At 67.0% G+C, this 25,409-nt stretch carries 36 protein-coding genes; 35 read left to right on the forward strand and 1 reads right to left on the reverse strand.

Annotation, left to right across the window (positions count from 1 at the left end; all coding sequences use genetic code 11):
• Positions 1-31 precede the first annotated feature (31 nt).
• From fusA to truA, 35 genes are all read left to right on the forward strand, one after another.
• Entirely contained in the window at positions 32-2,131 is a 2,100-nt protein-coding gene (gene fusA, locus Pmi06nite_RS14185; protein ID WP_203953436.1) for an elongation factor G, read from the forward strand.
• 166 nt (positions 2,132-2,297) lie between these two features.
• The gene (gene tuf / locus Pmi06nite_RS14190) at positions 2,298-3,491 is read left to right on the forward strand and encodes an elongation factor Tu (RefSeq protein WP_203953437.1); all 1,194 of its coding nucleotides are present in this window, start codon (positions 2,298-2,300) and stop codon (positions 3,489-3,491) included.
• A gap of 245 nt (positions 3,492-3,736) precedes the next feature.
• A complete protein-coding gene (rpsJ, locus tag Pmi06nite_RS14195) occupies positions 3,737-4,045 on the forward strand; it encodes a 30S ribosomal protein S10 (RefSeq protein ID WP_012887830.1) in 309 nt (102 codons plus the stop codon).
• Between the two features lie 14 nt (positions 4,046-4,059).
• The gene (rplC, locus tag Pmi06nite_RS14200) at positions 4,060-4,713 is read left to right on the forward strand and encodes a 50S ribosomal protein L3 (RefSeq protein WP_203953438.1); all 654 of its coding nucleotides are present in this window, start codon (positions 4,060-4,062) and stop codon (positions 4,711-4,713) included.
• Positions 4,710-5,360: a 50S ribosomal protein L4 gene (gene rplD, locus Pmi06nite_RS14205; protein ID WP_203953439.1), complete on the forward strand. Its 651-nt coding sequence runs from the start codon at positions 4,710-4,712 to the stop codon at positions 5,358-5,360. The genes rplC and rplD overlap by 4 nt, the downstream gene beginning before the upstream one ends.
• Entirely contained in the window at positions 5,360-5,662 is a 303-nt protein-coding gene (rplW, locus tag Pmi06nite_RS14210) for a 50S ribosomal protein L23 (RefSeq protein ID WP_203953440.1), read from the forward strand. Before rplD ends, rplW begins: the two co-directional genes overlap by 1 nt.
• A 129-nt stretch (positions 5,663-5,791) precedes the next feature.
• A complete protein-coding gene (gene rplB / locus Pmi06nite_RS14215; RefSeq protein WP_203953441.1) occupies positions 5,792-6,628 on the forward strand; it encodes a 50S ribosomal protein L2 in 837 nt (278 codons plus the stop codon).
• An 11-nt stretch (positions 6,629-6,639) separates the two neighbouring features.
• Positions 6,640-6,918 (forward strand): 30S ribosomal protein S19, encoded by a 279-nt coding sequence (gene rpsS / locus Pmi06nite_RS14220; RefSeq protein ID WP_203953442.1) that lies wholly within the window; start codon positions 6,640-6,642, stop codon positions 6,916-6,918.
• Between the two features lie 33 nt (positions 6,919-6,951).
• Entirely contained in the window at positions 6,952-7,311 is a 360-nt protein-coding gene (gene rplV, locus Pmi06nite_RS14225) for a 50S ribosomal protein L22 (RefSeq protein ID WP_203943336.1), read from the forward strand.
• On the forward strand, positions 7,311-8,180 hold the full coding sequence (rpsC, locus tag Pmi06nite_RS14230) for a 30S ribosomal protein S3 (RefSeq protein WP_203953443.1): 870 nt from the start codon (positions 7,311-7,313) through the stop codon (positions 8,178-8,180). Before rplV ends, rpsC begins: the two co-directional genes overlap by 1 nt.
• A 2-nt stretch (positions 8,181-8,182) precedes the next feature.
• Positions 8,183-8,602, forward strand: a complete 420-nt coding sequence (gene rplP / locus Pmi06nite_RS14235) for a 50S ribosomal protein L16 (protein WP_203953444.1) — start codon at positions 8,183-8,185, stop codon at positions 8,600-8,602.
• Positions 8,602-8,838, forward strand: a complete 237-nt coding sequence (gene rpmC, locus Pmi06nite_RS14240; protein WP_203885784.1) for a 50S ribosomal protein L29 — start codon at positions 8,602-8,604, stop codon at positions 8,836-8,838. Before rplP ends, rpmC begins: the two co-directional genes overlap by 1 nt.
• Entirely contained in the window at positions 8,831-9,115 is a 285-nt protein-coding gene (rpsQ, locus tag Pmi06nite_RS14245; protein ID WP_203953445.1) for a 30S ribosomal protein S17, read from the forward strand. The genes rpmC and rpsQ overlap by 8 nt, the downstream gene beginning before the upstream one ends.
• 180 nt (positions 9,116-9,295) lie before the next feature.
• On the forward strand, positions 9,296-9,664 hold the full coding sequence (gene rplN / locus Pmi06nite_RS14250) for a 50S ribosomal protein L14 (RefSeq protein ID WP_036328509.1): 369 nt from the start codon (positions 9,296-9,298) through the stop codon (positions 9,662-9,664).
• Positions 9,665-9,985, forward strand: a complete 321-nt coding sequence (rplX, locus tag Pmi06nite_RS14255) for a 50S ribosomal protein L24 (protein ID WP_444544149.1) — start codon at positions 9,665-9,667, stop codon at positions 9,983-9,985.
• On the forward strand, positions 9,985-10,554 hold the full coding sequence (gene rplE, locus Pmi06nite_RS14260; protein ID WP_203953446.1) for a 50S ribosomal protein L5: 570 nt from the start codon (positions 9,985-9,987) through the stop codon (positions 10,552-10,554). The genes rplX and rplE overlap by 1 nt, the downstream gene beginning before the upstream one ends.
• Before the next feature lie 2 nt (positions 10,555-10,556).
• Positions 10,557-10,742: a type Z 30S ribosomal protein S14 gene (locus tag Pmi06nite_RS14265; protein ID WP_030451489.1), complete on the forward strand. Its 186-nt coding sequence runs from the start codon at positions 10,557-10,559 to the stop codon at positions 10,740-10,742.
• Between the two features lie 121 nt (positions 10,743-10,863).
• The gene (rpsH, locus tag Pmi06nite_RS14270) at positions 10,864-11,262 is read left to right on the forward strand and encodes a 30S ribosomal protein S8 (protein ID WP_203953447.1); all 399 of its coding nucleotides are present in this window, start codon (positions 10,864-10,866) and stop codon (positions 11,260-11,262) included.
• 18 nt (positions 11,263-11,280) lie between these two features.
• Complete coding sequence (gene rplF, locus Pmi06nite_RS14275; protein ID WP_203953448.1) at positions 11,281-11,823, forward strand: 50S ribosomal protein L6; 543 nt, start codon at positions 11,281-11,283, stop codon at positions 11,821-11,823.
• Between the two features lie 2 nt (positions 11,824-11,825).
• Positions 11,826-12,209 (forward strand): 50S ribosomal protein L18, encoded by a 384-nt coding sequence (gene rplR, locus Pmi06nite_RS14280; RefSeq protein WP_203953449.1) that lies wholly within the window; start codon positions 11,826-11,828, stop codon positions 12,207-12,209.
• A 40-nt stretch (positions 12,210-12,249) separates the two neighbouring features.
• Positions 12,250-12,879 (forward strand): 30S ribosomal protein S5, encoded by a 630-nt coding sequence (rpsE, locus tag Pmi06nite_RS14285; RefSeq protein ID WP_203953450.1) that lies wholly within the window; start codon positions 12,250-12,252, stop codon positions 12,877-12,879.
• 3 nt (positions 12,880-12,882) lie between these two features.
• Positions 12,883-13,065, forward strand: a complete 183-nt coding sequence (gene rpmD / locus Pmi06nite_RS14290; protein ID WP_203953451.1) for a 50S ribosomal protein L30 — start codon at positions 12,883-12,885, stop codon at positions 13,063-13,065.
• Between the two features lie 2 nt (positions 13,066-13,067).
• Positions 13,068-13,523 (forward strand): 50S ribosomal protein L15, encoded by a 456-nt coding sequence (gene rplO, locus Pmi06nite_RS14295; protein WP_203953452.1) that lies wholly within the window; start codon positions 13,068-13,070, stop codon positions 13,521-13,523.
• A gap of 179 nt (positions 13,524-13,702) precedes the next feature.
• Positions 13,703-15,010 (forward strand): preprotein translocase subunit SecY, encoded by a 1,308-nt coding sequence (gene secY / locus Pmi06nite_RS14300; RefSeq protein WP_203953453.1) that lies wholly within the window; start codon positions 13,703-13,705, stop codon positions 15,008-15,010.
• Positions 15,010-15,663 carry an adenylate kinase gene (locus Pmi06nite_RS14305; protein WP_203953454.1) on the forward strand — a complete coding sequence of 218 codons (654 nt, stop codon included), beginning with the start codon at positions 15,010-15,012 and terminating at the stop codon, positions 15,661-15,663. Before secY ends, Pmi06nite_RS14305 begins: the two co-directional genes overlap by 1 nt.
• Before the next feature lie 85 nt (positions 15,664-15,748).
• Positions 15,749-16,576 (forward strand): type I methionyl aminopeptidase, encoded by an 828-nt coding sequence (gene map, locus Pmi06nite_RS14310; protein WP_203953455.1) that lies wholly within the window; start codon positions 15,749-15,751, stop codon positions 16,574-16,576.
• Between the two features lie 69 nt (positions 16,577-16,645).
• Positions 16,646-17,113 carry a DUF1707 domain-containing protein gene (locus tag Pmi06nite_RS14315; RefSeq protein ID WP_203953456.1) on the forward strand — a complete coding sequence of 156 codons (468 nt, stop codon included), beginning with the start codon at positions 16,646-16,648 and terminating at the stop codon, positions 17,111-17,113.
• A gap of 440 nt (positions 17,114-17,553) precedes the next feature.
• Positions 17,554-17,775: a translation initiation factor IF-1 gene (gene infA / locus Pmi06nite_RS14320; protein ID WP_012887858.1), complete on the forward strand. Its 222-nt coding sequence runs from the start codon at positions 17,554-17,556 to the stop codon at positions 17,773-17,775.
• A gap of 48 nt (positions 17,776-17,823) precedes the next feature.
• Positions 17,824-17,937, forward strand: coding sequence for a 50S ribosomal protein L36 (gene rpmJ, locus Pmi06nite_RS14325; protein WP_003956441.1), 114 nt, complete (start codon positions 17,824-17,826; stop codon positions 17,935-17,937).
• A gap of 246 nt (positions 17,938-18,183) precedes the next feature.
• Positions 18,184-18,564, forward strand: coding sequence for a 30S ribosomal protein S13 (gene rpsM / locus Pmi06nite_RS14330; protein ID WP_203953457.1), 381 nt, complete (start codon positions 18,184-18,186; stop codon positions 18,562-18,564).
• Positions 18,565-18,598: 34 nt separating this feature from the next.
• On the forward strand, positions 18,599-19,003 hold the full coding sequence (rpsK, locus tag Pmi06nite_RS14335; protein ID WP_020542285.1) for a 30S ribosomal protein S11: 405 nt from the start codon (positions 18,599-18,601) through the stop codon (positions 19,001-19,003).
• A gap of 20 nt (positions 19,004-19,023) precedes the next feature.
• A complete protein-coding gene (gene rpsD, locus Pmi06nite_RS14340; protein ID WP_203953458.1) occupies positions 19,024-19,650 on the forward strand; it encodes a 30S ribosomal protein S4 in 627 nt (208 codons plus the stop codon).
• A 160-nt stretch (positions 19,651-19,810) separates the two neighbouring features.
• Complete coding sequence (locus Pmi06nite_RS14345) at positions 19,811-20,827, forward strand: DNA-directed RNA polymerase subunit alpha (protein ID WP_203885769.1); 1,017 nt, start codon at positions 19,811-19,813, stop codon at positions 20,825-20,827.
• 98 nt (positions 20,828-20,925) lie between these two features.
• Positions 20,926-21,450, forward strand: coding sequence for a 50S ribosomal protein L17 (gene rplQ / locus Pmi06nite_RS14350; protein ID WP_203953459.1), 525 nt, complete (start codon positions 20,926-20,928; stop codon positions 21,448-21,450).
• A gap of 159 nt (positions 21,451-21,609) precedes the next feature.
• Positions 21,610-22,506 carry a tRNA pseudouridine(38-40) synthase TruA gene (truA, locus tag Pmi06nite_RS14355; protein WP_239113894.1) on the forward strand — a complete coding sequence of 299 codons (897 nt, stop codon included), beginning with the start codon at positions 21,610-21,612 and terminating at the stop codon, positions 22,504-22,506.
• On the opposite strand, the gene Pmi06nite_RS14360 is transcribed toward truA, so the two are convergent.
• On the reverse strand, positions 22,496-25,312 hold the full coding sequence (locus Pmi06nite_RS14360) for a hypothetical protein (RefSeq protein ID WP_203953461.1): 2,817 nt from the start codon (positions 25,310-25,312) through the stop codon (positions 22,496-22,498). The genes truA and Pmi06nite_RS14360 overlap by 11 nt on opposite strands.
• Positions 25,313-25,409: the final 97 nt, after the last annotated feature.

The raw sequence follows: 25,409 nt of genomic DNA on the forward strand, positions 1-25,409 counted from the left end.
ATTTCGACGAGACGACGAGGACGCGAGAGAAGTGGCCGCAAGTACCGCTCTTGACCTGGCCAAGGTCCGCAACATTGGGATCATCGCCCATATCGATGCGGGCAAGACCACCACGACCGAGCGCATCCTGTTCTACACCGGCATCAACTACAAGATCGGTGAAGTCCACGATGGCGCTGCCACCATGGACTGGATGGAGCAGGAGCAGGAGCGCGGCATCACGATCACGTCTGCCGCGACGACCTGCGAGTGGGACGGTCACACGATCAACATCATCGACACCCCGGGTCACGTCGACTTCACCATCGAGGTCGAGCGCAACCTTCGTGTCCTTGACGGTGCGGTCACTGTGTTCGACGGCGTCGCGGGTGTCGAGCCCCAGTCCGAGACCGTGTGGCGTCAGGCCGACCGCTATGACGTTCCGCGCATCTGCTTCGTCAACAAGATGGACCGGGTCGGCGCGGAGTTCCACCGCTGCGTCGACATGATGATCAACCGTCTGGGCGCGACCCCGGCGGTCATCCAGCTCCCCTGGGGCGTTGAGTCCGACTTCAAGGGCGTCATCGACCTGGTGCGGATGAAGGGTCTGATCTGGCCCATCGAGGCGGCCAAGGGCGAGATGTACGACATCGTCGACATCCCGGCCGACCACGCCGACGCGGCTCGCGAGTGGCGCGACAGGCTGGTCGAGACCGTCTCCGAGAACGACGACGAGCTCATGGAGCTCTTCCTCGAGGGTGTCGAGCCCACCGAGGAGCAGCTCGTCGCGGCCCTTCGCCGCGCGACGCTGAAGAGCGCGATCAACCCCGTCCTGTGCGGCACGGCGTTCAAGAACAAGGGCGTGCAGCCCCTGCTCGACGCCGTCGTGGCCTACCTCCCCGCGCCCATCGACATCCCGGCCTTCAAGGGCCACGCCGTCGGGCACGAGGACCAGGTCGTCGAGCGGCACGCGGACCCGAACGAGCCGTTCTCCGCGCTGGCGTTCAAGATCATGAGCGACCCGCACCTGGGCAAGCTCACCTACCTCCGCATCTACTCGGGTTCGCTCGAGACCGGCACCAGTGTCATCAACTCGGTGAAGGGCAAGAAGGAGCGGATCGGCAAGATCTACCAGATGCACGCCAACAAGCGTGCTGAGCTTCCTTCGTCCTCCGCCGGCGCCATCGTCGCGGTCATGGGTCTGAAGGACACCACCACCGGTGACACGCTCTGCGACCCGAGCAATCCGGTCGTCCTGGAGTCGATGACGTTCCCGGCGCCGGTCATCAGCGTCGCGATCGAGCCGAAGACCAAGGGCGACCAGGAGAAGCTGGGCACCGCGATCCAGCGGTTGGCCGAGGAGGACCCGTCCTTCCAGGTCCGCCGGGACGAGGAGACCGGGCAGACGGTCATCTGGGGTATGGGTGAGCTCCACCTGGAGATCATCGTCGACCGGATGCGCCGCGAGTTCAAGGTCGAGGCGAACATCGGTCGTCCTCAGGTCGCGTACCGCGAGACCATTCGCCGCAAGGTGGAGAAGGTCGAGTACACGCACAAGAAGCAGACCGGTGGTTCCGGCCAGTTCGCGCGCGTGATCATCGACCTTGAGCCGCTGGGCGAGGGCAACGACGGGTACGAGTTCGAGAACAAGGTCTCCGGCGGCCGTATCCCGCGGGAGTACATCCCGTCGGTGGACGCGGGTGCCCAGGAGGCCGCCGAGTTCGGTGTGCTCGCCGGGTACTCGATGGTCGGCGTGAAGGTCATTCTGCGAGACGGCGCCTTCCACGAGGTCGACTCGTCGGAAATGGCCTTCAAGATCGCTGGCTCGATGGCCTTCAAGGAGGCCGCGCGCAAGGCCGACGCCGTGCTCCTCGAGCCGATGATGGCCGTCGAGGTCGTCACGCCCGAGGACTACATGGGTGACGTCATCGGTGACCTGAACGGTCGTCGCGGACAGATCCAGTCGATGGATGAGCGGGCCGGCGCCCGCGTCATCACCGCGCTCGTTCCCCTCTCTGAGATGTTCGGCTACGTGGGCGACCTGCGTAGCAAGACGCAGGGACGGGCGAGCTACAGCATGCAGTTCGACTCCTACGCGGAGGTGCCCCCGGGCATCGCCAAGGAGATCGTCGCGAAGGCTCGGGGCGAATAGTTCCGCGCCGCTCCGGAGGGGGCGTCGATGCAGATCGACGCCCCGTTTCCGGAGAGGCTCGGGACGTGAGTCCCTTCGCGTACGGCACGGTGCTCTTGGGCGCCGGGCCGTACGGGGCCTGAGTTGGAAACGCAAGGCAAGTCAGAATCTCTAAGGAGACAGAGCAGTGGCCAAGGCCAAGTTCGAGCGGAACAAGCCGCACGTGAACATCGGCACCATTGGGCACATCGACCACGGCAAGACCACTCTGACCGCGGCGATCACCAAGGTGCTCCACGACCGTTACCCGCAGCTCAACGAGGCGACCCCGTTCGACAAGATCGACAAGGCGCCCGAGGAGAAGGCTCGCGGAATCACGATCTCCATCGCGCACGTCGAGTACCAGACCGAGAAGCGCCACTACGCCCACGTGGACTGCCCCGGTCACGCCGACTACGTGAAGAACATGATCACGGGTGCCGCGCAGATGGACGGCGCGATCCTCGTGGTCGCCGCCACCGACGGCCCGATGCCGCAGACCAAGGAGCACGTGCTCCTGGCCCGCCAGGTCGGCGTCCCCTACATCGTCGTCGCCCTGAACAAGGCCGACATGGTCGACGATGAGGAGATCCTGGAGCTCGTCGAGCTCGAGGTCCGTGAGCTGCTGTCCGCCCAGGAGTTCCCGGGCGACGACCTGCCGGTCGTGCGCGTCTCGGCGCTGAAGGCGCTTGAGGGCGACGAGAAGTGGGCCGACAGCATCATCGAGCTCATGACCGCCGTGGACGACAACGTCCCCGAGCCGGTTCGTGAGACCGAGAAGCCGTTCCTCATGCCGATCGAGGACGTGTTCTCGATCACGGGTCGTGGCACCGTCGTCACCGGCCGTATCGAGCGCGGCATCGTCAAGGTCAACGAGACCGTCGACATCATCGGCATCAAGGAGAAGAGCACCACGACCACCGTCACCGGTGTCGAGATGTTCCGCAAGCTCCTCGATGAGGGTCAGGCCGGCGACAACGTCGGTCTGCTCCTGCGCGGCATCAAGCGCGAGGACGTCGAGCGCGGCCAGTGTGTCATCAAGCCGGGCACGACCACCCCGCACACCGAGTTCGAGGCGCAGGTCTACATCCTGTCGAAGGACGAGGGCGGCCGCCACACGCCGTTCTTCAACAACTACCGCCCGCAGTTCTACTTCCGTACGACGGACGTTACGGGCGTTGTGACCCTGCCGGAGGGCACCGAGATGGTCATGCCCGGTGACAACACCGAGATGACCGTCCAGCTCATCCAGCCGATCGCGATGGAGGAAGGCCTCAAGTTCGCGATCCGTGAGGGTGGCCGCACCGTCGGCGCCGGTCGAGTTACGAAGATCATCAAGTAGCACCACCGCGGAGTGGCGGTCAGGCCCGCAGGGACCTGACCGCCGCACCACGGAGGGGCCCGCAAAGCCCCAGCCCACGGACGACGAGACCGTGATCTCGCAGTGGTTTCGGCAGGCTGATGACCGAAACGACTGCCAGATCACGGAGAACCGGACGAGATCCGGACGCCGATCGCGGGAAAACAGCAGCGGCAACAGGCCGCATGAAGCTTTATACGACGACAGCGAAGGACACCGAGGCCACTATGGCGGGACAGAAGATCCGCATCCGGCTCAAGGCGTATGACCACGAGGTCATCGACAGCTCGGCCAAGAAGATCGTCGAGACGGTGACGCGGACCGGCGCCAAGGTCGCTGGCCCGGTGCCGCTGCCGACCGAGAAGAACGTGTACTGCGTCATCCGGTCGCCGCACAAGTACAAGGACAGCCGCGAGCACTTTGAGATGCGTACGCACAAGCGGCTGATTGACATCATCGACCCGACGCCGAAGACCGTCGACTCGCTCATGCGTCTCGACCTTCCTGCCGGCGTCGACATCTCGATCAAGCTCTGAGGGAACGCACTGACATGGCTAAGCAGATCAAGGGCGTCCTGGGCAAGAAGCTCGGCATGACCCAGGTCTTCGACGAGGGGAACCGGCTGGTTCCGGTGACCGTCGTCGAGGCCGGTCCGTGTGTGGTGACCAGGGTCCGCACGCCTGAGCAGGACGGCTACTCCGCCGTGCAGCTCGGCTACGGGCAGGTCGACCCGCGGAAGGTCAACAAGCCGCTGGGCGACTACTTGCGCAAGCACGACATCACCCCACGCCGCTACTTCACCGAGGTTCGCACCGACGACGCCTCCGAGTACACCCTCGGCCAGGAAGTCCTCGCGGACACCTTCGAGGCCGGGCAGTACATCGACGTCACCGGCAAGAGCAAGGGCAAGGGCTTCGCGGGTGTCATGAAGCGCCACAACTTCCGTGGTCTCGGCGCCTCGCACGGTACCCAGCGCAAGCACCGCTCCCCGGGCTCCATCGGCGGATGCGCCACCCCGGGCCGCGTGTTCAAGGGCCTGCGCATGGCCGGCCGGATGGGCAACGTCCGCGTGACCATCCAGAGCCTGAAGGTCCACGCCGTCGATGCCGAGAAGGGCCTCATCCTGATCAAGGGTGCGATCCCCGGCGCGAACGGCAGCCTGGTCCTCATCCGCACCGCTGCCAAGAAGGGGGCTGCCAAGTGAGCTCCACCATTGACGTCCTCGACGCCAGCGGCAAGAAGGCGGGCTCCGTAGACCTGCCTGAGGCCGTCTTCGGCGCCAAGGTCAACATCCCGCTGATCCACCAGGTCGTGATCGCGCAGCTCGCCGCTCGCCGGCAGGGCACGCACAAGACCAAGACCCGTGGTGAGGTCAGCGGCGGCGGCAAGAAGCCTTACCGCCAGAAGGGCACCGGCCGGGCCCGCCAGGGTTCGACCCGCGCCCCGCAGTTCACCGGTGGTGGCGTCGTCCACGGACCGCAGCCGCGCTCGTACGAGCAGCGGACGCCCAAGAAGATGAAGGCCGCCGCTCTGCGTGGCGCCCTGTCGGACCGGGCCCTCGGCGGACGCGTTCACGTGGTGAGCACCCTGGTCACGGGCGACACGCCCAAGACCAAGGCGGCGCTGCAGGCGCTCCGGAAGATCACTGAGGCTCGCAGCGTGCTCGTCGTCGTCGACGAGAACGACGAGGCCAGCTGGCTGAGCCTGCGCAACGCTCCCGAGGTCCACCTGTTGGACGCCGGGCAGCTGAACACCTACGACGTTCTGTGCCATGACGACGTGGTCTTCACTCAGGAGGCCTACGAGCAGGTCGTGGCGCGGCTCACGAGCAGCGGGAAGGAAGAGGGCTGATGCAGAAGATCGCCGACCCTCGGGACATCATCCTCAAGCCGATCGTCTCTGAGAAGAGCTACGGCCTGATCGATGAGCACAACAAGTACACCTTCCTGGTGCGCAAGGATGTGAACAAGACGCAGGTGAAGATCGCCATTGAGCAGATCTTCGGTGTCAAGGTCACCAGCGTCAACACGATCAACCGTCAGGGGAAGCGCAAGCGGACCCGGACAGGCTTCGGCCAGCGCCCTGACACCAAGCGCGCGATCGTGAGCCTGGCGGAGGGCGAGCGGATCGACATCTTCGGTCAGATCGGCTAACTCCGCCACACGAAGGGACGGGCCGCCTCGCCGGGAGGCGGGACGGCCGGTCCTGGAAAGTCAGCACCGGGGGGACCGCCGCGAGGCGGACCCCTACCGGTATGAACCGACGAAGGATGAACGAAAAAGATGGGCATCCGCAAATACAAGCCGACGACACCGGGTCGTCGCGGCGCGAGCGTCTCGGACTTTGCCGAGATCACGCGCAGCACCCCGGAGAAGTCGCTGCTTGCACCCCTGCACAGCAAGGGCGGCCGTAACGTTCATGGCCGGGTCACCGCCCGGCACCAGGGAGGCGGGCACAAGCGCGCCTACCGGATCATCGACTTCCGCCGCCACGACAAGGACGGGATCCCGGCCAAGGTCGCTCACATCGAGTACGACCCGAACCGGACCTCCCGCATCGCGCTGCTGCACTACGCCGACGGCGAGAAGCGCTACATCCTCGCGCCCGCCGGCCTCAAGCAGGGGGACCGCATCGAGAACGGCCCCGGGGCCGACATCAAGCCGGGCAACTGCCTGCCGCTGCGCAACATCCCGACCGGTACCTTCATCCACGCGGTGGAGCTCCGTCCGGGTGGTGGCGCCAAGCTCGGTCGTAGCGCCGGTGCGCAGATCCAGCTGCTCGCCAAGGAGGGCACTTACGCCACGCTGCGTATGCCGTCCGGAGAAATGCGCCAGGTCGACCTGCGCTGCCGGGCCTCTGTGGGCCAGGTGGGCAACGCCGAGCAGGCCAACATCAATCTCGGTAAGGCCGGCCGCAACCGTTGGAAGGGCAAGCGCCCCACGGTCCGCGGTGTCGCCATGAACCCGGTCGACCACCCGCACGGTGGTGGTGAGGGCAAGACCTCCGGTGGTCGTCACCCGGTGAACCCCAAGGGCAAGCCCGAGGGCCGCACCCGGCAGGCGAACAAGCCGAGCGACCGGCTGATCATCCGTCGTCGGAGTAAGCGGAAGAAGCGGTAGGAGCAGCCAAAATGCCACGTAGCCTTAAGAAGGGCCCCTTCGTGGACGATCACCTTCAGAAGAAGGTGGACGTACAGAACGAGAAGGGCACCAAGAACGTCATCAAGACGTGGTCGCGGCGCTCCATGATCGTGCCGGACATGATCGGTCACACGATCGCCGTGCACGACGGCCGCAAGCACGTCCCGGTGTTCATCACCGACTCGATGATCGGTCACAAGCTCGGAGAGTTCGCGCCTACGCGGACGTTCCGCAGCCACGTCAAGGAAGACCGCCGCAGCCGGCGGTAAGCGCCTTCAAAGTAAGCATCAGAGGAGACAGCGATGGAAGCCAGGGCACAGGCGCGGTTCGCGCGCCACACGCCCCGGAAGGCCCGCCGTGTGGTGGACCTCATTCGCGGGCTGCCCGCTTCGGAGGCGCAGGCCGTGCTGCAGTTCGCTCCCCAGTCGGCGAGCGAGACCGTCTACAAGGTGCTCTCGAGCGCGATTGCGAACGCTGAGCACAACTTCAAGCTCGACCGTGACACGCTCGTCGTGAGCCGCGCGTGGGTCGACGAGGGTCCGACGCTCAAGCGGTTCCGTCCGCGTGCTCAGGGCCGCGCCTACCGGATCAACAAGCGGACGAGCCACATCACGGTGATCGTGGAGTCCCGCGAGCCGAAGCCGAAGGGAAGGACCCGCTAGTGGGCCAGAAGGTTAACCCGCACGGGTTCCGCCTCGGCATCACGACCGACTTCAAGAGCCGGTGGTACGCCGACAAACTCTACAAGTCGTACGTCGCCGAGGACGTGGCGATCCGTCGCATGCTGCAGAAGGGCATGGAGCGGGCCGGCATCTCCAAGGTCGAGATCGAGCGTACGACCGACCGCGTCCAGGTCGACATCCACACCGCCCGGCCGGGCATCGTCATCGGCCGTCGCGGCGCGGAGGCCGACCGCATCCGCGGCGACCTGGAGAAGCTGACCAAGAAGCAGGTCCAGCTGAACATCCTCGAGGTGAAGAACCCCGAGATCGACGCGCAGCTCGTCGCGCAGGGCGTGGCCGAGCAGCTGTCCAGCCGCGTCTCGTTCCGCCGGGCCATGCGTAAGGCCATGCAGTCCGCCATGAAGAGCGGCGCCAAGGGCATCCGTGTCCAGTGCGCCGGCCGCCTCGGCGGTGCGGAGATGTCGCGCTCGGAGTTCTACCGCGAGGGCCGCGTGCCCCTGCACACGCTCCGCGCCGACATCGACTACGGCTTCTACGAGGCCCGCACCACGTTCGGCCGCATCGGCGTGAAGGTGTGGATCTACAAGGGCGAGGCCCCGACGAGCCGCGCCGAGCGTGAGGCCGCCGCGGTCGCGGCGGCAGGCGCTCGCGCCGGCCAGCGTCGTGAGCGTGACGACCGTCGCGGCGGCCCGGGCGGCGGCGACCGTCCGCGTCGTGGCGGCGGCGGCGACCGTCCCCGTCGTGGCGGGGCGGCCGGTCGTTCGGACCGCGCACCCAGAACCGAGGCCGCCGCGCAGGCTGCCCCCGAGACCGGCCCGGCGGAGCAGCCGGGTGCCGAAGGGAGCTGACCATGCTGATCCCTCGCAGGGTCAAGCACCGTAAGCAGCACCGGCCCGACCGTCACGGTGCCGCCAAGGGCGGTACCAGGGTCGTCTTCGGCGAGTTCGGCATTCAGGCGCTTGAGCACTCCTACGTGACCAACCGCCAGATCGAGGCCGCACGTATCGCCATGACCCGGCACATCCGCCGTGGTGGCAAGGTGTGGATCAACATCTACCCGGACCGTCCCCTCACCAAGAAGCCCGCCGAGACCCGCATGGGTTCCGGTAAGGGTTCTCCGGAGTGGTGGATCGCCAATGTCAAGCCCGGCCGAGTCATGTTCGAGCTGTCCGGTGTCGCCGAGCCCGTGGCCCGTGAGGCCCTGCGCCGTGCGATGCACAAGCTCCCCATGAAGTGCCGGTTTGTGAAGCGTGAAGTGGGTGAGGCGTGATGGCTAAGGGCCTGACCGCCGGTGAGCTGCGGCCCGAGGACCAGGAAGTCCTGGTCCAGAAGCTGAAGGAAGCCAAGGAGGAGCTGTTCAACCTCCGCTTCCAGTCGGCGACCGGACAGTTGGAGAGCCACGGGCGGCTGCGTGCCGTCCGGCGCGAGATCGCCCGTATCTACACCGTGATGCGTGAGCGTGAGCTCGGAATCGTCACGGTCGAGAAGGAGACGAGCGATGGCTGAGACAGCTGAGACAACCGAGAAGCAGGCGCGGAACTACCGCAAGACCCGTGAGGGCCTGGTGGTCAGCGACAAGATGGACAAGACCGTCGTCGTCGCCGTCGAGGACCGTGTCAAGCACCCGCTGTACGGCAAGGTCATCCGCCGTACGACGAAGTACAAGGCCCACGACGAGCAGAACTCGTGCGGCGTCGGCGACCGCGTCCTCCTGATGGAGACCCGGCCGCTATCGGCCAGCAAGCGCTGGCGCGTCGTCGAGATCCTCGAGAAGGCCAAGTAACAACAACGCGCCTCGTGGGGGATGGGTGACCATCCCCCATGACGGTGTCCAAGGGTCCGGGCCACCTGGCCCGGTCCGCCAGCGGCGGCGGTCGCAAGGCTGTCGCCGAGGGAAAAAGACCACATCAGTTCCGCCAGGCTCACCGGAAGGTGAGAACCGGCGCGACACTCAGGAGTTGACGTGATCCAGCAGGAGTCGCGGCTCAAGGTCGCCGACAACACGGGTGCCAAGGAGATTCTCTGCATCCGCGTTCTCGGTGGCTCGGGTCGGCGCTACGCGGGAATCGGCGATGTCATCGTTGCGACGGTGAAGGACGCCATTCCCGGCGGCGGCGTGAAAAAAGGCGACGTTGTCAAGGCTGTCGTGGTGCGCACCGTGAAGGAGCGCCGCCGCCCCGACGGCTCCTACATCCGCTTCGACGAGAACGCCGCAGTCATCATCAAGGACAGCGGTGACCCTCGGGGCACGCGCATCTTCGGCCCGGTCGGCCGAGAGCTGCGTGACAAGAAGTTCATGCGCATCATCTCGCTCGCCCCGGAGGTGTTGTAAATGTCGAAGCTGCATGTGAAGAAGGGTGACCTCGTCAAGGTCATCGCCGGCAAGAACAAGGGTGCCGAGGGCCGGATCATCGCCGCCTTCCCGCGCGAGGAGCGCGTGGTGGTCGAGGGCGTGAACATGGTCAAGAAGCACTCGAAGGAGACCCACCAGGGTCCGCGCGGCGCCAAGGAAGGCGGCGTGCAGACCATGGAGGCCCCCATCCACGTGAGCAACGTCAAGAAGCTCAAGGATGACGAGAAGCCCAAGGAAAAGCCCGAGAAGAAGGCCGCCGCGAAGAGCGAGAAGGCCGACGAGACGGGTGAGGACAACTGATGACCGCCACCAGTGAAGAGCGCACGCTTCCGCGCCTCAAGCAGCGTTACCGCGAGGAGATCATCGCGAAGCTGCGCGAGGAGTTCGGCATCGAGAACATCATGCTGGTTCCCTCGATCACCAAGATCAAGGTGAACATGGGTGTCGGCGAGGCCGCCCGCGACTCGAAGCTCATCGAGGGCGCCGTCCGCGACCTCACCGCGATCACCGGTCAGAAGCCGGCCGTCGCCCGTGCCCGCAAGTCCATCGCGCAGTTCAAGCTCCGTGAGGGCATGCCGATCGGCGCCCACGTGACGCTGCGCGGGGACCGCATGTGGGAGTTCCTCGACCGGTTGCTGTCGCTGGCGCTTCCGCGTATCCGTGACTTCCGCGGTCTGTCGCCGAAGCAGTTCGACGGGAACGGCAACTACACCTTCGGACTCACCGAGCAGGTCATGTTCCACGAGGTCGACCAGGACAAGGTCGACCGGCAGCGGGGCATGGACATCACGGTCGTGACCACCGCGAAGAACGACGAGCAGGGGCGGGCGCTGCTGAAGCACCTCGGATTCCCCTTCAAGGAGGCCTGATCATGGCGAAGACGTCGCTCAAGGTCAAGGCAGCGCGCAAGCAGAAGTTCGAGGTCCGGGCGTACACTCGGTGCTCGCGCTGCGGCCGTCCGCGCGCTGTCTACCGCAAGTTCGGGCTCTGCCGCGTGTGCTTCCGCGAGATGGCGCACCGCGGCGAGCTGCCCGGCATCACCAAGTCGAGCTGGTAGACCCCGCCCGGGGTCACCCGCCGCATCAGAAGTCATATCAACCGGGCGCCGGCACCGCCGGCGCCCATGACCGCACCGTAGGTCCACTCGATGGAAACCGCGGTGAGGAAGGCCACCGGCCATGACGATGACCGACCCGATCGCAGACATGCTGACGCGTCTGCGTAACGCGAACTCGGCCTATCACGACACCGTCACCATGCCTTACTCGAAGATCAAGGCGCACATCGCCGAGATCCTCCAGCAGGAGGGTTACATCCAGACCTGGAGCGTCGAAGACGCCAAGGTCGGTAAGAACCTCGTGGTGGAGCTGAAGTTCGGCCCCACCCGTGAGCGTTCGCTCGCGGGCCTGCGGCGGGTTTCCAAGCCCGGCCTGCGGGTTTATGCAAAGAAGGACAACCTGCCCCGCGTCCTGGGTGGACTGGGCGTCGCGATCATCTCGACGTCCGGCGGCCTGATGACGGACAAGCAGGCCGGCAAGCGTGGAGTGGGCGGGGAAGTCCTCGCCTACGTCTGGTAAGAGGGGAGGAACCACAGCATGTCGAGAATCGGACGGCTGCCCATCCCCGTACCGGCAGGTGTCGACGTCACCATCAGTGGTCGGGACGTCCAGGTCAAGGGGCCCAAGGGCATACTCAGCCACACGGTGGCCGAGCCCATCGAGGTCGAGCGGGCTGAGGACGGCACCATCGCCGTCAGCCGCCCCAACGACGAGAACAAGGTCCGTGCGCTGCACGGTCTGTCGCGCACTCTGATCGCCAACATGGTGTCGGGCGTGACGCAGGGCTACACGAAGTCCCTGGAGATCGTCGGTGTCGGTTACCGCGTCCAGGCGAAGGGCCCGACGCAGCTGGAGTTCGCTCTGGGCTTCAGCCACCCGGTGATCGTCGACGCGCCCGAGGGCGTGACCTTCCGCGTCGAGCGGCCCACGTTGTTCCACGTGGACGGCATCGACAAGCAGAAGGTCGGCGAGGTCGCCGCGAACATCAGGAAGTTGCGCAAGCCCGACCCGTACAAGGGCAAGGGTGTGCGTTACCAAGGCGAAGTTGTCCGCCGCAAGGTCGGAAAGGCTGGTAAGTAGGCATGGCTGGCAAGACTGCGTTCGGCAAGCACACGGCCGCCCGCGCTGTCTCGCGGGCCCGCCGACACCACCGAGTCCGCAAGAACGTCTTCGGTACGGAGCAGCGCCCGCGTCTGGTCGTCAACCGATCCACGCGGCACCTGTTCGTGCAGATCGTCGATGACACCAAGGGGCACACGCTGGTGAGCGTGTCCACGATGGACGCCGCCCTGCGCGGCGCCGAGGGTGACAAGACGGAGAAGGCGAAGAAGGTCGGCGAGCTTCTCGCTCAGCGGGCCAAGACCGCCGGGATCACCGCTGTCGTGTTCGACCGTGGTGGCAACCGCTACGCGGGCCGGTTGGCCGCTCTCGCGGACAGCGCCCGGGAAGGCGGGCTGGAGTTCTGATGTCGGCCCGTCCCATGAGCAATGAGAAGAGGAACCACTGATGGCTGCAGCTCCGCGTCGCGGCGCAAGCGGCGGTGGCGAGCGGCGGGACCGTCGTGACGATCGCCGCGGCGGCGCCGCAGACAAGGGCGTCTCGTACATCGAGCGCGTCGTAAAGATCAACCGAGTCGCCAAGGTCGTCAAGGGTGGTCGGCGCTTCAGCTTCACCGCGCTGGTCATCGTCGGCGACGGCAACGGCCTCGTCGGGGTCGGCTACGGCAAGGCCAAGGAGGTGCCCGCGGCGATCGCCAAGGGCGTCGAGGAGGCCAAGAAGCACTTCTTCAAGGTGCCGCGCATCCAGGGCACCATCCCGCACACCGTGCAGGGCGAGGACGCCGCAGGCGTCGTCCTGCTGCGTCCGGCCTCGCCCGGTACCGGTGTCATCGCGGGTGGCCCGGTGCGCGCGGTCCTGGAGTGCGCCGGAATCCACGACGTGCTGTCCAAGTCGCTCGGTTCGGACAACCCGATCAACATCGTGCACGCCACCGTGGCGGCTCTGAAGGGCCTCAGCAGGCCCGAGGAGATCGCCGCCCGCCGTGGCCTGCCGATCGAGGACGTCGCCCCCAAGGCGATGCTCAGGGCGCGTGCGGAGGGCCTCGCTGAGGCCGCCGCCGCAAAGGCGGTGAGCTAGCCGATGGCTCGGCTGAAGATCACTCAGCTCCGGTCGAAGATCGGTGGCAAGCAGAACCAGCGTGACTCGCTTCGCTCGCTGGGCCTGAAGCGAATCGGCGATGTCGTCGTCAAGGAGGACCGCCCGGAAATCCGGGGCATGGTCGCCGTGGTGACGCACCTCGTCGAGGTCGAAGAGGTGGACTAGTCATGACTGAGAACGCTCCGCTCAAGATCCACGACCTCCGTCCGGCCCCCGGTGCCAACAAGGCCAAGATCCGTAAGGGTCGTGGCGAGGCGTCCAAGGGCAAGACCGCCGGCCGTGGTACCAAGGGCACCAAGTCCCGTACGAACGTCCCGCTCGGCTTCGAGGGTGGCCAGATTCCGCTTCAGCGGCGGCTGCCCAAGCTGAAGGGCTTCTCCAACGCCCTGTTCAAGACGACCTACCAGGTCGTCAACCTGGACAGGCTCGGTGAACTCTTCCCGGACGGCGGCCACGTCACCGTCGACGACATGGTCGTCAAGGGTGCGGTTCGCAAGAACCAGCTCGTCAAGGTGCTGGGAACCGGTGACATCTCCGTGGCGTTGAACGTGCAGGCGCACGCCTTCTCCGCCAGCGCCAAGGAGAAGATCGCCGCTGCCGGAGGCTCGGTTTCCGAGCTTTAGGCTGATGCTGTACGAGGCGCGGAGGTTCGTTATGAGCCTCCGCGCCCGTAGTGCGTTAGAGTTCGCTGGGCAGTGGGCTCGTTTTGCGTCCCGCCCGGCTCACTGGCAACAAGACATGTCGATGGACGTCCCCCGGCCATCGCCGACCGTTACCGCGTCTCTGGCGCGCAGGAGGGACCGTGCTAACCGCGATTACCCGGGCATTCCGGACGCCTGACCTGCGCAAGAAGTTGCTCTTCACTTTGGGCATCATCGCGCTTTTCCGGCTTGGCTCGGTGCTTCCTACTCCCGGCGTCAACGCCACCAATGTCCGGTTGTGCCTGGACCAGGCGCAGGCGGGCGACTCCAACAACATCTATGGCATGGTGCAGCTGTTCAGCGGCGGTGCGCTGCTGAAGCTGTCGGTGTTCGCGCTCGGCATCATGCCGTACATCACCGCGAGCATCATCCTGCAGCTGCTGACCGTGGTCATCCCGCGGCTCGAGGCCCTGAAGAAGGAGGGCCAGGCGGGCAACGCGAAGATCACGCAGTACACGCGTTACCTCACCATCGGCCTGGGCGTCCTGCAGTCGACCGCGTTCGTCGCGCTCGCCCGCAGTGGTCAGCTGTTCCCCAGTTGCCGCGAGGCGATCCTGCTCAACCAGGACGTCTTCACCATCGTCACGATGGTGGTCACGATGACGGCGGGCACCGCCGTGATCATGTGGCTGGGCGAGCTCGTGACCGACCGCGGCGTGGGCAACGGCATGTCCATCCTGATCTTCACTCAGGTCATCGCCGTCTTCCCGGCCGAACTGCTGAACATCTACCGGCTCAGCCCGTTCAAGTTCGTCGTGGTGATGGTCGTCGGTGTCGTGATGATCGCCGTGGTGGTCTTCATCGAGCAGGCGCAGCGCCGGATCCCGGTGCAGTACGCCAAGCGCATGGTCGGCCGCCGGATGTACGGCGGGACCTCGACCTACATCCCGCTGAAGGTCAACCAGGCCAGCATCATCCCGGTGATTTTCGCGTCCTCTCTGCTCTACCTGCCGCAGTTGCTCGTCACGATCTTCGGCAACAGCCAGCAGCCCAACGCGATCATCGAATGGCTCGCGCAGAACCTGGTGAGGGGCGACCACCCGGTCTACATGGCCACGTTCTTCCTCCTCATCATCTTCTTCACCTACTTCTACGTGTCCATCATCTTCAACCCCGTTGATGTCGCCGACAACATGAAGAAGTACGGTGGGTTCATCCCGGGCATCCGTCCGGGCCGGCCGACCGCTGAGTACCTCAGTTTCGTGCTCAACAGGCTCACGGCCGCGGGCGCTCCGTATCTGGGTGTCATCTCGCTCATCCCGATCATCGCGCTCGCGGTGGCCGGTGCCAGCCAGAACTTCCCGTTCGGAGGGACCAGTATTCTGATCATGGTGGGTGTTGGTCTGGACACGGTCAAGCAGATCGAGAGCCAGCTTCAGCAGCGTAACTACGAGGGCTTCCTGAGATAGTGCGCGTCGTCCTGGTAGGGCCCCCCGGAGCGGGCAAGGGGACGCAGGCCCAGTTCATCGCATCGCGTCTGTCGATCCCGAAAATCTCGACAGGCGACATCTTCCGTGCCAACGTCTCCGGCGGCACGGAACTCGGCAAGCTCGCCAAGGGATACATGGATCGAGGTGACCTCGTCCCCGACGAGGTCACCGTCGCCATGGTCCGCGACCGGCTGGCCGAGGACGACGCGCAGGAGGGCTTCCTGCTCGACGGCTTTCCCCGGAACGTGCCGCAGGCGGAGATCCTGAAGAAGATGCTGGCCGAGTTCGGCACCGGTCTCGATCTCGTCCTGGAACTGGTCGTCGACGACGAGGAGGTCGTCCGCCGGCTGGCAGGACGGCGTACCTGCCGTTCGTGCGGCAAGGTGTGGCACGTCGACTTCGACCCGCCCGCCGTCCCCGGCGTCTGTGACGCGTGCAAGGGGGAGTTGTTCCAGCGTGACGACGACCGCGAGGAGACGATCAGGCACCGCCTGGAGGTCTACCAGGAGCAGACCTCGCCGCTGATCTCGTTCTACGCCGACGAGGGGATCCTCGTCGGGGTGGACGCGACCGGGCCGGTCGAAGAGGTCACCCAGCGCGCGATGTCCGCGCTCCGGCGGTTCGCCGACTGATCCGTTACCGTGGCAATGGACGCCATCCCTATCCTTGGGGTGGCGTTCAGTCATTTATGGGACAATCCCGAAAGGGGGTGCACAAGTGTTCAAGAAGAATAAGCACGGGATTCAGATCAAGTCGCCCGAACAGCTCGACAAGATGCGCGCGGCGGGCCTGGTCGTCGGCAGGACACTCGAGTTGCTGCGATCGTCGGTCCAGCCGGGAGTCACCCCCCTCGAACTCGACGCCATCGCCGAGGAGGCCATCCGGGGCGAGGGCGCCATCCCGTCGTTCAAGGGCTACCAGGGGTTCCCGGCGACGATCTGCGCCTCCGTCAACGACGAGGTCGTTCACGGCATCCCCAGCGACCGCCGCAAACTGCGGGAGGGCGACATCATCTCCCTCGACTGCGGGGCGATCCTGGAGGGCTGGCACGGAGACTCCGCGATCACCGTTCCGGTGGGGGAGGTCGACCCGAAGCTCACCGAGCTGATGCGGGTCACCGAGGAGGCCATGTGGCGCGGGATCTCGGCGCTCACGGTCGGCGGCCACCTGTCGGACATCGGGTTCCGCGTCGAGCGGTACGTGCGCTCTCAGGGCCGCTACGGCATCCCCCCGGAGTACGGCGGGCACGGCATCGGCACCGAGATGCACATGGACCCCTGGGTGGCCAACCACGGCCGGCCCGGCCGCGGGCCGCGTTTCGAGGTGGGCATGTGCTTCGCCGTGGAGCCCATGGTGAACATCGGCACCGAGCGCACGAAGGTGCTCGACGACGAGTGGACGGTCGTCTCGGTGGACGGCAAGCCGTCCGCGCACTTCGAGCACAGCGTCGCGGTGACGGAGAACGGGCCGCTGGTGCTCACGGCGCTCGACGGGGGCGAGTCCCGCGTCAAGGACCTTCTCGCCGACCAGGCCGACACCACCTGATCCGTACGGCATGCCGGGGCCATCGGTGGCCCATAATGTGGGTATTGCGCGGCTAAACAGGAGATGGTGATGGCGGCAACCCCGGAGATGCGGGCCTCTGACGGCGACCGGGAGCGGGTGGCCGCGGCCCTGCGCGAGCATGTCGCGGAGGGCAGGCTCACCGTCGACGAGTTCAACGAGCGGCTCGAGGGCGTCTACCAGAGTCGCACCTACGGCGAGCTGGCGAAGCTCACCTCCGATCTGCCCGAGATCGACCTGCACGCGATGCCTGCCGTGGTCACCCCGCCCGCCGATCAGCCGGCGAAGCGCGGGAACGGGGCCCTCAGGGCCGCCTGGGCGGGCTGGTTCGGCACGAGCGCCGTCCTCTGGACGATCTGGCTCGTGTCGTCCATCGGCTCCGGCGAGCTGATGTATCCGTGGCCACTGTGGGTGACGGGCATCTGGGGCATCGGCCTTCTGACGAACACCATCTTCGGCACCGGCCCGGGCTACGGACGGGAGCGGCGCAGGGACCGCCGCAGAGACCGCCGCCGCTGAGGCCCGGGGATTTCGGCCCGTTGTGGCGGCTCCGGGGTTAGACGCAGTCTTTGCCGATCGGCCACCGTCGGCCGGTTTCCCGACGGGTACGTGATCTTTATCGCGCGACGTGACACGGCTGGGCTGTGCCGCGTCGCGCGATGATCGAGTCGCGCCCGCCCGGACCGGCATATCGGCGGTGCCGGAACGGGTGGGCGCGATCATTTCGACGACAGCGGGCGCGATCGGAATCTGGGGTACTCTTTGAGCTGGTTGTGTCGGGACACCCCGCTTCCGTTTCGCTTTTAGGGGTGGGCTGTCGTACACTACTTTGTCGGTTCACTATGACCTTTTGCGCATGGGCGGTCTTGGCCGACCGCGCTCTCCCGAATGGTGTGAAGGTCGCGGCTGCTTAGTGTTCCGGAAAACCTCAGACGACCGATCACTGAAACGCGAGGGCCATGGCCAAGAAAGACGGCGCCATCGAGATTGAGGGCACTGTGGTTGAGTCGCTCCCGAACGCGATGTTCCGGGTGCAACTCGACAACGGCCATAAGGTCCTTGCTCACATCAGTGGGCGGATGCGGATGCACTACATCCGAATCCTTCCCGACGACAGGGTTGTCGTCGAACTCAGCCCCTACGACCTCAGTCGTGGGCGGATCGTCTATCGGTACAAGTAGGCCATCCTCCGTCCAGGAGGCGGGCCGTACGCGGAACGAATAAGGACTATGAAGGTCAAGCCGAGCGTCAAGAAGATCTGTGACAAGTGCAAGGTGATCCGCCGGCACGGTCGCGTCATGGTGATCTGCGACAACCTGCGCCACAAGCAGCGTCAGGGCTAGTCGCAGCCGGCCCCGCACAGAGTCCGCTCTCATAGCGGACTCGATCATGCGAGGGCCTCCGGTACGGACGTCGTGAGACGGATGAAGCCGGAACAGTAATCGCGTACCACACCCGCGTAGGCGGCTTCCCTGTGGAAGCCGTACCGCGCGGGAGACCCCCGGTCGGAGGCCGGGGCCCTCACCCCGGGCATGGGGAGGGGCAGTGGTGCGCAGGACCTCCGCCACAAAAAAGGAGAATGCCCGACCATGGCTCGCCTGGTTGGCGTCGACCTCCCCCGCGAAAAGCGGCTGGAGATCGCTCTCACCTACATTTTCGGAATCGGCCGCACCCGCGCCCACGAGATCCTTGAGGCCACGGGCGTAAGCCCTGACCTGCGCGTCCACCAGCTCAGCGACGCTGAGTTGGTCCCGATGCGTGACTTCATCGAGGCGAACTACAAGATCGAGGGTGACCTCCGCCGCGAGGTTCAGGCCGACATCCGGCGCAAGATCGAGATCGGTTGCTACCAGGGCATCCGGCACCGCAAGGGGCTGCCTGTCCACGGTCAGCGGACGCAGACGAACGCGCGCACCCGCAAGGGCAAGAAGAAGACCGTGGCCGGCAAGAAGAAGCCGGGCAAGAAGTAGTCCTAGCAGCCACATTTCAGGAGACAGCGCTTAAATGCCGCCGAAGAGCCGCCAGGGCGCGCCCAAGAAGGTGCGCCGTAAGGAAAAGAAGAACGTCGCTCATGGGCACGCCCACATCAAGAGCACGTTCAACAACACGATCGTTTCGATCACCGACCCGAACGGGAATGTGATCTCCTGGGCCAGCGCCGGCCATGTCGGGTTCAAGGGCTCTCGTAAGTCCACCCCGTTCGCCGCTCAGATGGCCGCCGAGAACGCCGCCCGCCGCGCCATGGAGCACGGCATGCGGAAGGTCGACGTGTTCGTCAAGGGCCCCGGTTCCGGTCGTGAGACCGCGATCCGTTCGCTCCAGGCGACCGGCCTCGAGGTCGGGTCCATTCAGGACGTGACCCCGGTCCCGCACAACGGCTGCCGTCCGCCTAAGCGCCGTCGCGTCTGAGTCCAGGAGATACAGAGAAAATGGCTCGTTACACGGGTGCGGACTGCAAGCTGTGCCGGCGAGAGAAGACCAAGCTCTTCCTCAAGGGCAAGAAGTGCGAGTCCGCGAAGTGCCCCATCGAGATCCGTCCTTACCCGCCGGGTGAGCACGGCCGCGGCCGTCCCAAGGAGTCGGAGTACCAGCTCCAGCTTCGTGAGAAGCAGAAGACCCGCCGCATCTACGGCATCCTCGAGAAGCAGTTCCGGAACTACTACGAGGAAGCCAACCGCAAGTCGGGCAAGACCGGCGAGAACCTCCTCCAGATCCTGGAGAGCCGTCTCGACAACGTGGTCTACCGCGCCGGCTTCGCCGAGTCGCGTGACGCGGCCCGTCAGCAGGTGCGTCACGGACACATCCTGGTGAACGGGAAGAAGGTCGACATCCCGTCGTACCGCGTCCGTGAGCACGACATCGTCGAGGTCCGCGAGAAGTCGCGCAACCTGCTTCCGTACGAGGTGGCCCGCGCCACCGCCGGGGACAAGACGGTCCCGGCGTGGCTCGGCGTCGTGCCGGACAGCATGCGCGTCCTCGTGCACCAGCTCCCGGTCCGCCAGCAGATCGACACGCTGGTCCAGGAACAGCTCATCGTCGAGCTCTACTCCAAGTAGGAGCGGTCTCGATCAGACGATGACGCCGCACGGCTCGCTCTTGGCGAGTCGTGCGGCATCATGGTTGTTAGCGAGTGGCGTCAAATAGCGGGCGCCGCCGTACCCAGAGGGGCAGTAGACCCGGAGCGACGCGGGCCTGTCCCGGATTCAGGAGTAACACATGCTGATCGCCCAGCGCCCGAGCCTCCAGGAGGAGTCGCTCGAGGAGCATCGGTCCAGGTTCGTCATCGAGCCGCTGGAGCCGGGCTTCGGTTACACCATCGGCAATTCCGTGCGGCGCACGCTGCTGTCCTCCATTCCGGGGGCGGCGGTCACCAGCATCCGCATCGAGGGCGTGCTGCACGAGTTCACGACCGTGCCCGGGGTCAAGGAAGACGTCACCGACATCATCCTCAACCTCAAGGCGCTGGTCGTCTCCTCCGAGCACGACGAGCCCGTGGTGATGTACCTGCGCAAGCAGGGCCCGGGTGAGGTCACGGCCGCGGACATCGCGCCCCCGGCGGGCGTCGAGGTCCACAACCCCGACCTGCACATCGCCACGCTGAACGGCAAGGCGAAGCTCGAGATGGAGCTGACCGTCGAGCGTGGCCGCGGCTACGTCTCCGCGGCGCAGAACAAGCAGCCGGGACAGGAGATCGGCCGGATTCCGATCGACTCGATCTACTCCCCGGTCCTGAAGGTCACGTACAAGGTCGAGGCCACCCGTGTCGAGCAGCGCACGGACTTCGACCGCCTGATCCTCGACGTCGAGACCAAGCCCTCCATGAAGCCCCGCGACGCGGTGGCCTCGGCGGGCAAGACCCTCGTCGAGCTCTTCGGCCTGGCCCGCGAGCTCAACGTCGAGGCCGAGGGCATCGACATCGGCCCGTCGCCGACGGACGCGGCCCTGGCCGCCGATCTGGCGCTGCCGATCGAGGAGCTCAACCTCACGGTCCGCTCCTACAACTGCCTCAAGCGTGAGGGCATCCACACCGTGGGTGAGCTCGTCGCCCGCAGTGAGCAGGACCTGCTCGACATCCGCAACTTCGGCGCCAAGTCGATCGAAGAGGTCAAGCAGAAGCTGCACGAGATGGGCCTCGCTCTGAAGGACTCCCCGCCCGGATTCGACCCCACAGCGGTCGCCGGCGGAGGGTACGACGACGAGGACGGCGGTTTCATCGAGACCGAGCAGTACTGATCGGTACTGCAAGGCCCTGACAGTGACGACCGGCCCGCCGGTCGGCCCGACCCCGGTACCTGACACGGCCGGGGCGGGTTATCCATGAGGAGCATCACATGCCCAAGCCCACCAAGGGCGCGCGCCTGGGCGGCAGCCCGGCGCACGAGCGGCTGATCCTGGCGAACCTCGCCACCCAGCTGTTCCAGCACGGCCGGATCCGCACCACCGAGGCCAAGGCCAAGCGCCTTCGGCCGCTGGCGGAGAAGCTGATCACCAAGGCGAAGAAGGGCGACATCCACAACCGTCGCCAGGTGCTGACCGTCGTTCGCGACAAGAGCGTTCTGCACCACCTCTTCACCGAGATCGCGCCGACGTTCGCCGAGCGTCCCGGTGGTTACACCCGGATCACGAAGATCGGGCCGCGCAAGGGGGACAACGCTCCCATGGCGGTCATCGAGTTGGTCACCGAGCAGCTCAGCCCGGTCACCGTCTCGCGGACCACGCCTGCCGCCGCGCCGGCTCCCGAGCCCAAGGCCGACGAGGTCGAGGCTCCCGAGACCGACGCCACTCCGGAGAGCGCCGAGGCCACCTCGGAGCCGGAGACCGCCGAGGCGGACGGCGCCAAGAAGGACGAGGCCTGATTCCAGGCTTTTGAGAGCGGGTCCGGCCTTCCCTCGCGGGAGTGCCGGGCCCGCTTTCTCGTTTGATGCGGCAGTGATACGGCAGTGATGCGGCAGGCTGAGTTCTGTCGACACGGATACGGCGTGGCCGGCACGGCCTGGCCGTACGGGAAGGATGACGTGGATCGGCTCGTTCGGCTGCGGATGGACCTGTCCTATGACGGGACCGAGTTCTCCGGCTGGGCGCGTCAGCCCGGCAGGCGGACTGTTCAGGGAGAGCTTGAGGAGGCGCTCGGCCGCGTCCTCCGGCTGGCGTCCGCTCCGGCGCTGACCGTGGCCGGCCGTACAGACGCCGGGGTCCACGCCCGTGGCCAGGTGGCCCATGTCGATCTGGCGATCTCGTCGCTCGCGGTCCTGGACTCCTCGGCCCGCCGAGGGACGTCCGCCGGGGGTACGGAGGAAGATTGGGAGGATAAGGGCGCTCAGTGGCTCTCTGCGCTCATCAGGCGGCTATCGGGTGTCCTGCCGCTGGATGTCAGGGTAAAGGCCGTCTGCGTGGCTCCTGAGGGCTTCGATGCCCGTTTCTCTGCCCTGTCTCGCCGGTACGTGTACCGCCTTTCCGACGCGCCCGGCGGGGTGGACCCCCTGAGGCGGCGAGAGGTCGTCTGGCACAACCGGCCGCTCGACGTCGATCTGCTCAACGCCGCATCCGCCGCGCTGCTCGGCGAGCATGATTTCGCGGCGTTCTGCAAGAGCCGGGAGGGGGCGACGACGATTCGCGAACTCCAACGCCTCGACTGGGCGAGGGGTGAGGACGGGATCATCCGTGCCACGGTCGTCGCCGACGCCTTCTGCCACTCCATGGTGCGGGCCCTCGTGGGCTCTGTCCTGGCGGTCGGTGAGGGAAGGCGGCCCGCCGAGTGGCCTGGTCACGTGCTGGCCGCCACGATCAGGGACTCCGGCGTGCACGTCGCGCCCGCGCACGGCCTGACGCTGGAAGAGGTCCGCTATCCGGCCGCCGAGGAACTGGCCCGGCGCGCCGCCTCGACGCGCCGGGTCCGAACGCTCAATGCGTGATGCGCTTGGTGAGCACTTCGGCGGTGTGGTCGCGGAAGGCGGCGCTCACCGGGCCGAGGCTCTTGTCCTTGGCCTCAGGCGTGTGGCCGTCGGCGTAGGTGGCGTAGCTGAAGACGATGTAGCGCCCCCAGACCATCCCGGCGGCGTACCCCCCGGAGATCGTCACCCGGTCGGTCGCCGTCTCCGCGGTGCCGTCGAGGCCCCGGAACCACTGGTTGGTGCCGAGGTTCTTGCTCCGGTCGACCGCCAGCGCGGCCTGCTTGGTGGGCAGGACGGCGATCCCGGTGGTGACCGCGTACAGCTTCTTGGCGTCCACGTAGGTCGCCCGGAGCACCCGGTTGCACTTCTGCTGCTGGAGGGCGGCCGCGAACGTGCCGGTGGCCGCCAGGCTGCAGGTGCTGTTGCTGCCGATCTTGACCCGCTTGAACGTGCGCCCTGCGACCGACACCCGAGACTCGGGGAACGCCTCCGCCAGCGACATGCTCCGGGGATCGGTCTTCTGCGAGTCCAAGATCGTGGCCGCCGTGGGCTTCGGAGCGGGCGCCTCCTCCACGTCCGGAGTGCCGGCCGTCGAAGGCGCCGCGGTGGTCGCCGCGGTGGTCGCGCCGGTGGTCGACTGCCCCGTGTAGGCGTAGAACGCGGCGGCGCCGATGACGCCGATGACGACGGCTCCACACGCGCTGAGCAGCACCCTCTTGGCCATGCCGGTGGCCGGCCTGCCCCGGTCGTCCTGGGAGACCGGGGGGAGGTCCGGCGGCGGCCCCGGCAGAACGGGGACCTTGGGTTGCGGGGCGGTGGCCGGCCCTTCGAAGTCGGAATCAGGCGGGGACCCCAGCGAGTCGAATCCGGACGGCAGAGCCTTCGTGGCGGCCTTGGGCGGCGTCACCGGTGTGAAGGCGAAGGGGGTCGTGGGGGCCGAGGCCGGGTTCTGCGGTGTTGGAGCGGGGGGCATCTGTCCAGGAGTCATGTAGGGGGACGGTGACTGAGGCGGTTGCGAGCCCGAGGGTTCCTCGATCGGCAGCGCGTGGATTCCCGTCTCCGGCGGCGGGAAACCGGCCGTCGGCGTGATCGCCTGCGCGATCGCCTCGTCGGTGGCCCTGCCGGGATCGGACGGGTCGTTCTCGGGGCGCGGCCAGAGCGATCGTGTGGCCGAGGCGCCTTCACCGGAACCCCACTGATCGAGAGCACCGGAGGGGGCCTCGTCACGCATGGCGGCCGGCCCTGTGGGGGAGTCGCCGAAAACGGCGTCACCGGGGAAGGCGGTGCCGGGAAGCGGTTCGTGCAGACCGGTCTGAGAAGCGATCGGGGAGACGCTGTCGTGATGTGCGGACGTGCCCAGAGGCCATATGGCTCTGGCGTCGGCCACCTCGATGGCCGCGGTCTCGTGCTCGACGGGCGGAGCCTCGTGGTGGAGGTGCCTGCCCTCAGCGGCCGGGGCCTCGTCGTCGGTGAGCCGCGGAGGCCAGACGGGGACGTCCCCGGGCTCGGCGGGCCGGGTGGAAACATCGGTACGCGTGGGATCGGCGGCGCCCGCGGCGGTCTCCCCGGGGCCCTCGCCGGTGGCGATGTCGCCGAACCGGGTGTCGTCGACAGGGATGTCGTGACTCGGGGTGTCGTGACTCGGCACGTCGTGCAGGGGAGTGTCGTAGACCGGGGCCCCGAAGACGGGAGCCCTCGAGATGGGGACGCCCTGAGCGGGCACGCCGCCGGTGCGCCCGGCGGGCCCGAGCGGGTCGAGGGGATCGGGAGGCTCGTACCCCTGAGCGGGGCTGTAGGTCCCGGAAGGCTCGTACGCCGGAGGGGGACTGTAGGTCCCGGAAGGGACGTACCCCTGAGGGGGGGTGTACGTCTCGGCGGCGGGATCCGGCTGGTCGGAAGGGGCGGGGCTGTACGCCTCGAGGGCCGGGTCCGGCTGGGAGGTCCCGTAGGTCTCCGCCTCGGGAGCCGGCCAGGCGGCATGCCGGGCGGGCCAGGAGCCGTCCCGGAAAGGCGCGTCGCCCGCCGGGCTCACACCGGGATCGGGGCTCCACGGACGGGAGCGATCCTCCAGGTTCGGCGGCGGTGTCCACGGCGGGGGCCAGGCGGCGTGACCGCCCGGCTCGGCCGACGGAGCATGCGGATCCCCACTGGGCGTCTCGGCGCCGTGCCCGCCCCTGTAGGCGTCCTGGGCGGTGAGGGGCTCTTCTTGGGTGGCGAAGAACTGCCCGGCGGCGTCGGGCTCACGGACAGGCTCCGGCTGTACGGCGATGCCGCCCGGCCATGGGCGCTCAACCGGCCGGGGAGGCTCCTCGGGCTGGGGAGCGAAGGCACCCTGTCCGGACGGGCGGCTCAGCGCGTGACGTCCGGGCTCGCCGAAGAGCGGCGTGTTCTCCGGCGCGGGCGCACTCTCCGCGCCGGTCGCACTCTGCCTGCCGCTCGCACTCTCCGCGGCGGCCCTGCCATCCCCGCCGAGCGCGCCATCCCCGCCGGCCCTGCCATTTCCGCCGAGCGCGCCATCTCCGCCGGTCGCGTCGATCGTGCTCTCCGGGTCGGCCTGGTGGGAGGCCGGCAACGGCGTGCCGGGGGCCTGGAACGGCGGGAACGAGTCGGACGGCTTGATGGCCCTGAACTGATTGGTGTCCTCGAGACGATCGGAGACCTCGGCGTCATGGACCTCCGTCTGCGGAGGCGAGAACCAGCTGTAGGCCGGCTCCTCCTCCGGGGTCCACGCGCTCTCCTCCCCGGCGGGCGATCGGCCGAAGCTCGGCGGTGGCGTAGCCGCTGCCGCCGAGTTCTGGGCGTCCGCCGAACGGCGAGTCCATGCCATATCGTTTTCGTGCTCGGAACCGGAATCCTGGCCACGCATAGCCGGAAGCGTATCGGCGTGGACGAGATCGCCGTGTCGCTATGGGCGTTTCCGCGGG

It is taken from the genome of Planotetraspora mira (genome assembly GCF_016863275.1).
GTDB classification, from domain to species: Bacteria; Actinomycetota; Actinomycetes; order Streptosporangiales; family Streptosporangiaceae; genus Planotetraspora; species Planotetraspora mira.

Excerpts from the sequence above, each read along its gene's own strand:
- rplB (WP_203953441.1), top strand. The coding sequence starts at position 5,792 with ATGGGCATCCGCAAATACAAGCCGACGACACCGGGTCGTCGCGGCGCG.
- rplV (WP_203943336.1), top strand. The coding sequence starts at position 6,952 with ATGGAAGCCAGGGCACAGGCGCGGTTCGCGCGCCACACGCCCCGGAAG.
- rpsM (WP_203953457.1), top strand. The coding sequence starts at position 18,184 with ATGGCTCGCCTGGTTGGCGTCGACCTCCCCCGCGAAAAGCGGCTGGAG.
- rplF (WP_203953448.1), top strand. The coding sequence starts at position 11,281 with ATGTCGAGAATCGGACGGCTGCCCATCCCCGTACCGGCAGGTGTCGAC.
- rpsJ (WP_012887830.1), top strand. The coding sequence starts at position 3,737 with ATGGCGGGACAGAAGATCCGCATCCGGCTCAAGGCGTATGACCACGAG.
- Pmi06nite_RS14360 (WP_203953461.1), bottom strand. The coding sequence starts at position 25,312 with ATGGCATGGACTCGCCGTTCGGCGGACGCCCAGAACTCGGCGGCAGCG.
- rpsH (WP_203953447.1), top strand. The coding sequence starts at position 10,864 with ATGACGATGACCGACCCGATCGCAGACATGCTGACGCGTCTGCGTAAC.
- rpsD (WP_203953458.1), top strand. The coding sequence starts at position 19,024 with ATGGCTCGTTACACGGGTGCGGACTGCAAGCTGTGCCGGCGAGAGAAG.
- rpsK (WP_020542285.1), top strand. The coding sequence starts at position 18,599 with ATGCCGCCGAAGAGCCGCCAGGGCGCGCCCAAGAAGGTGCGCCGTAAG.
- rplP (WP_203953444.1), top strand. The coding sequence starts at position 8,183 with ATGCTGATCCCTCGCAGGGTCAAGCACCGTAAGCAGCACCGGCCCGAC.
- rplQ (WP_203953459.1), top strand. The coding sequence starts at position 20,926 with ATGCCCAAGCCCACCAAGGGCGCGCGCCTGGGCGGCAGCCCGGCGCAC.
- rpmD (WP_203953451.1), top strand. The coding sequence starts at position 12,883 with ATGGCTCGGCTGAAGATCACTCAGCTCCGGTCGAAGATCGGTGGCAAG.
- Pmi06nite_RS14345 (WP_203885769.1), top strand. The coding sequence starts at position 19,811 with ATGCTGATCGCCCAGCGCCCGAGCCTCCAGGAGGAGTCGCTCGAGGAG.
- Pmi06nite_RS14315 (WP_203953456.1), top strand. The coding sequence starts at position 16,646 with ATGGCGGCAACCCCGGAGATGCGGGCCTCTGACGGCGACCGGGAGCGG.
- rpsQ (WP_203953445.1), top strand. The coding sequence starts at position 8,831 with ATGGCTGAGACAGCTGAGACAACCGAGAAGCAGGCGCGGAACTACCGC.
- rplC (WP_203953438.1), top strand. The coding sequence starts at position 4,060 with ATGGCTAAGCAGATCAAGGGCGTCCTGGGCAAGAAGCTCGGCATGACC.
- rplE (WP_203953446.1), top strand. The coding sequence starts at position 9,985 with ATGACCGCCACCAGTGAAGAGCGCACGCTTCCGCGCCTCAAGCAGCGT.
- rpmC (WP_203885784.1), top strand. The coding sequence starts at position 8,602 with ATGGCTAAGGGCCTGACCGCCGGTGAGCTGCGGCCCGAGGACCAGGAA.
- rplX (WP_444544149.1), top strand. The coding sequence starts at position 9,665 with ATGTCGAAGCTGCATGTGAAGAAGGGTGACCTCGTCAAGGTCATCGCC.
- infA (WP_012887858.1), top strand. The coding sequence starts at position 17,554 with ATGGCCAAGAAAGACGGCGCCATCGAGATTGAGGGCACTGTGGTTGAG.
- Pmi06nite_RS14265 (WP_030451489.1), top strand. The coding sequence starts at position 10,557 with ATGGCGAAGACGTCGCTCAAGGTCAAGGCAGCGCGCAAGCAGAAGTTC.
- rpsE (WP_203953450.1), top strand. The coding sequence starts at position 12,250 with ATGGCTGCAGCTCCGCGTCGCGGCGCAAGCGGCGGTGGCGAGCGGCGG.
- rplW (WP_203953440.1), top strand. The coding sequence starts at position 5,360 with ATGCAGAAGATCGCCGACCCTCGGGACATCATCCTCAAGCCGATCGTC.
- rplR (WP_203953449.1), top strand. The coding sequence starts at position 11,826 with ATGGCTGGCAAGACTGCGTTCGGCAAGCACACGGCCGCCCGCGCTGTC.
- rplO (WP_203953452.1), top strand. The coding sequence starts at position 13,068 with ATGACTGAGAACGCTCCGCTCAAGATCCACGACCTCCGTCCGGCCCCC.
- rpsS (WP_203953442.1), top strand. The coding sequence starts at position 6,640 with ATGCCACGTAGCCTTAAGAAGGGCCCCTTCGTGGACGATCACCTTCAG.
- rpmJ (WP_003956441.1), top strand. The coding sequence starts at position 17,824 with ATGAAGGTCAAGCCGAGCGTCAAGAAGATCTGTGACAAGTGCAAGGTG.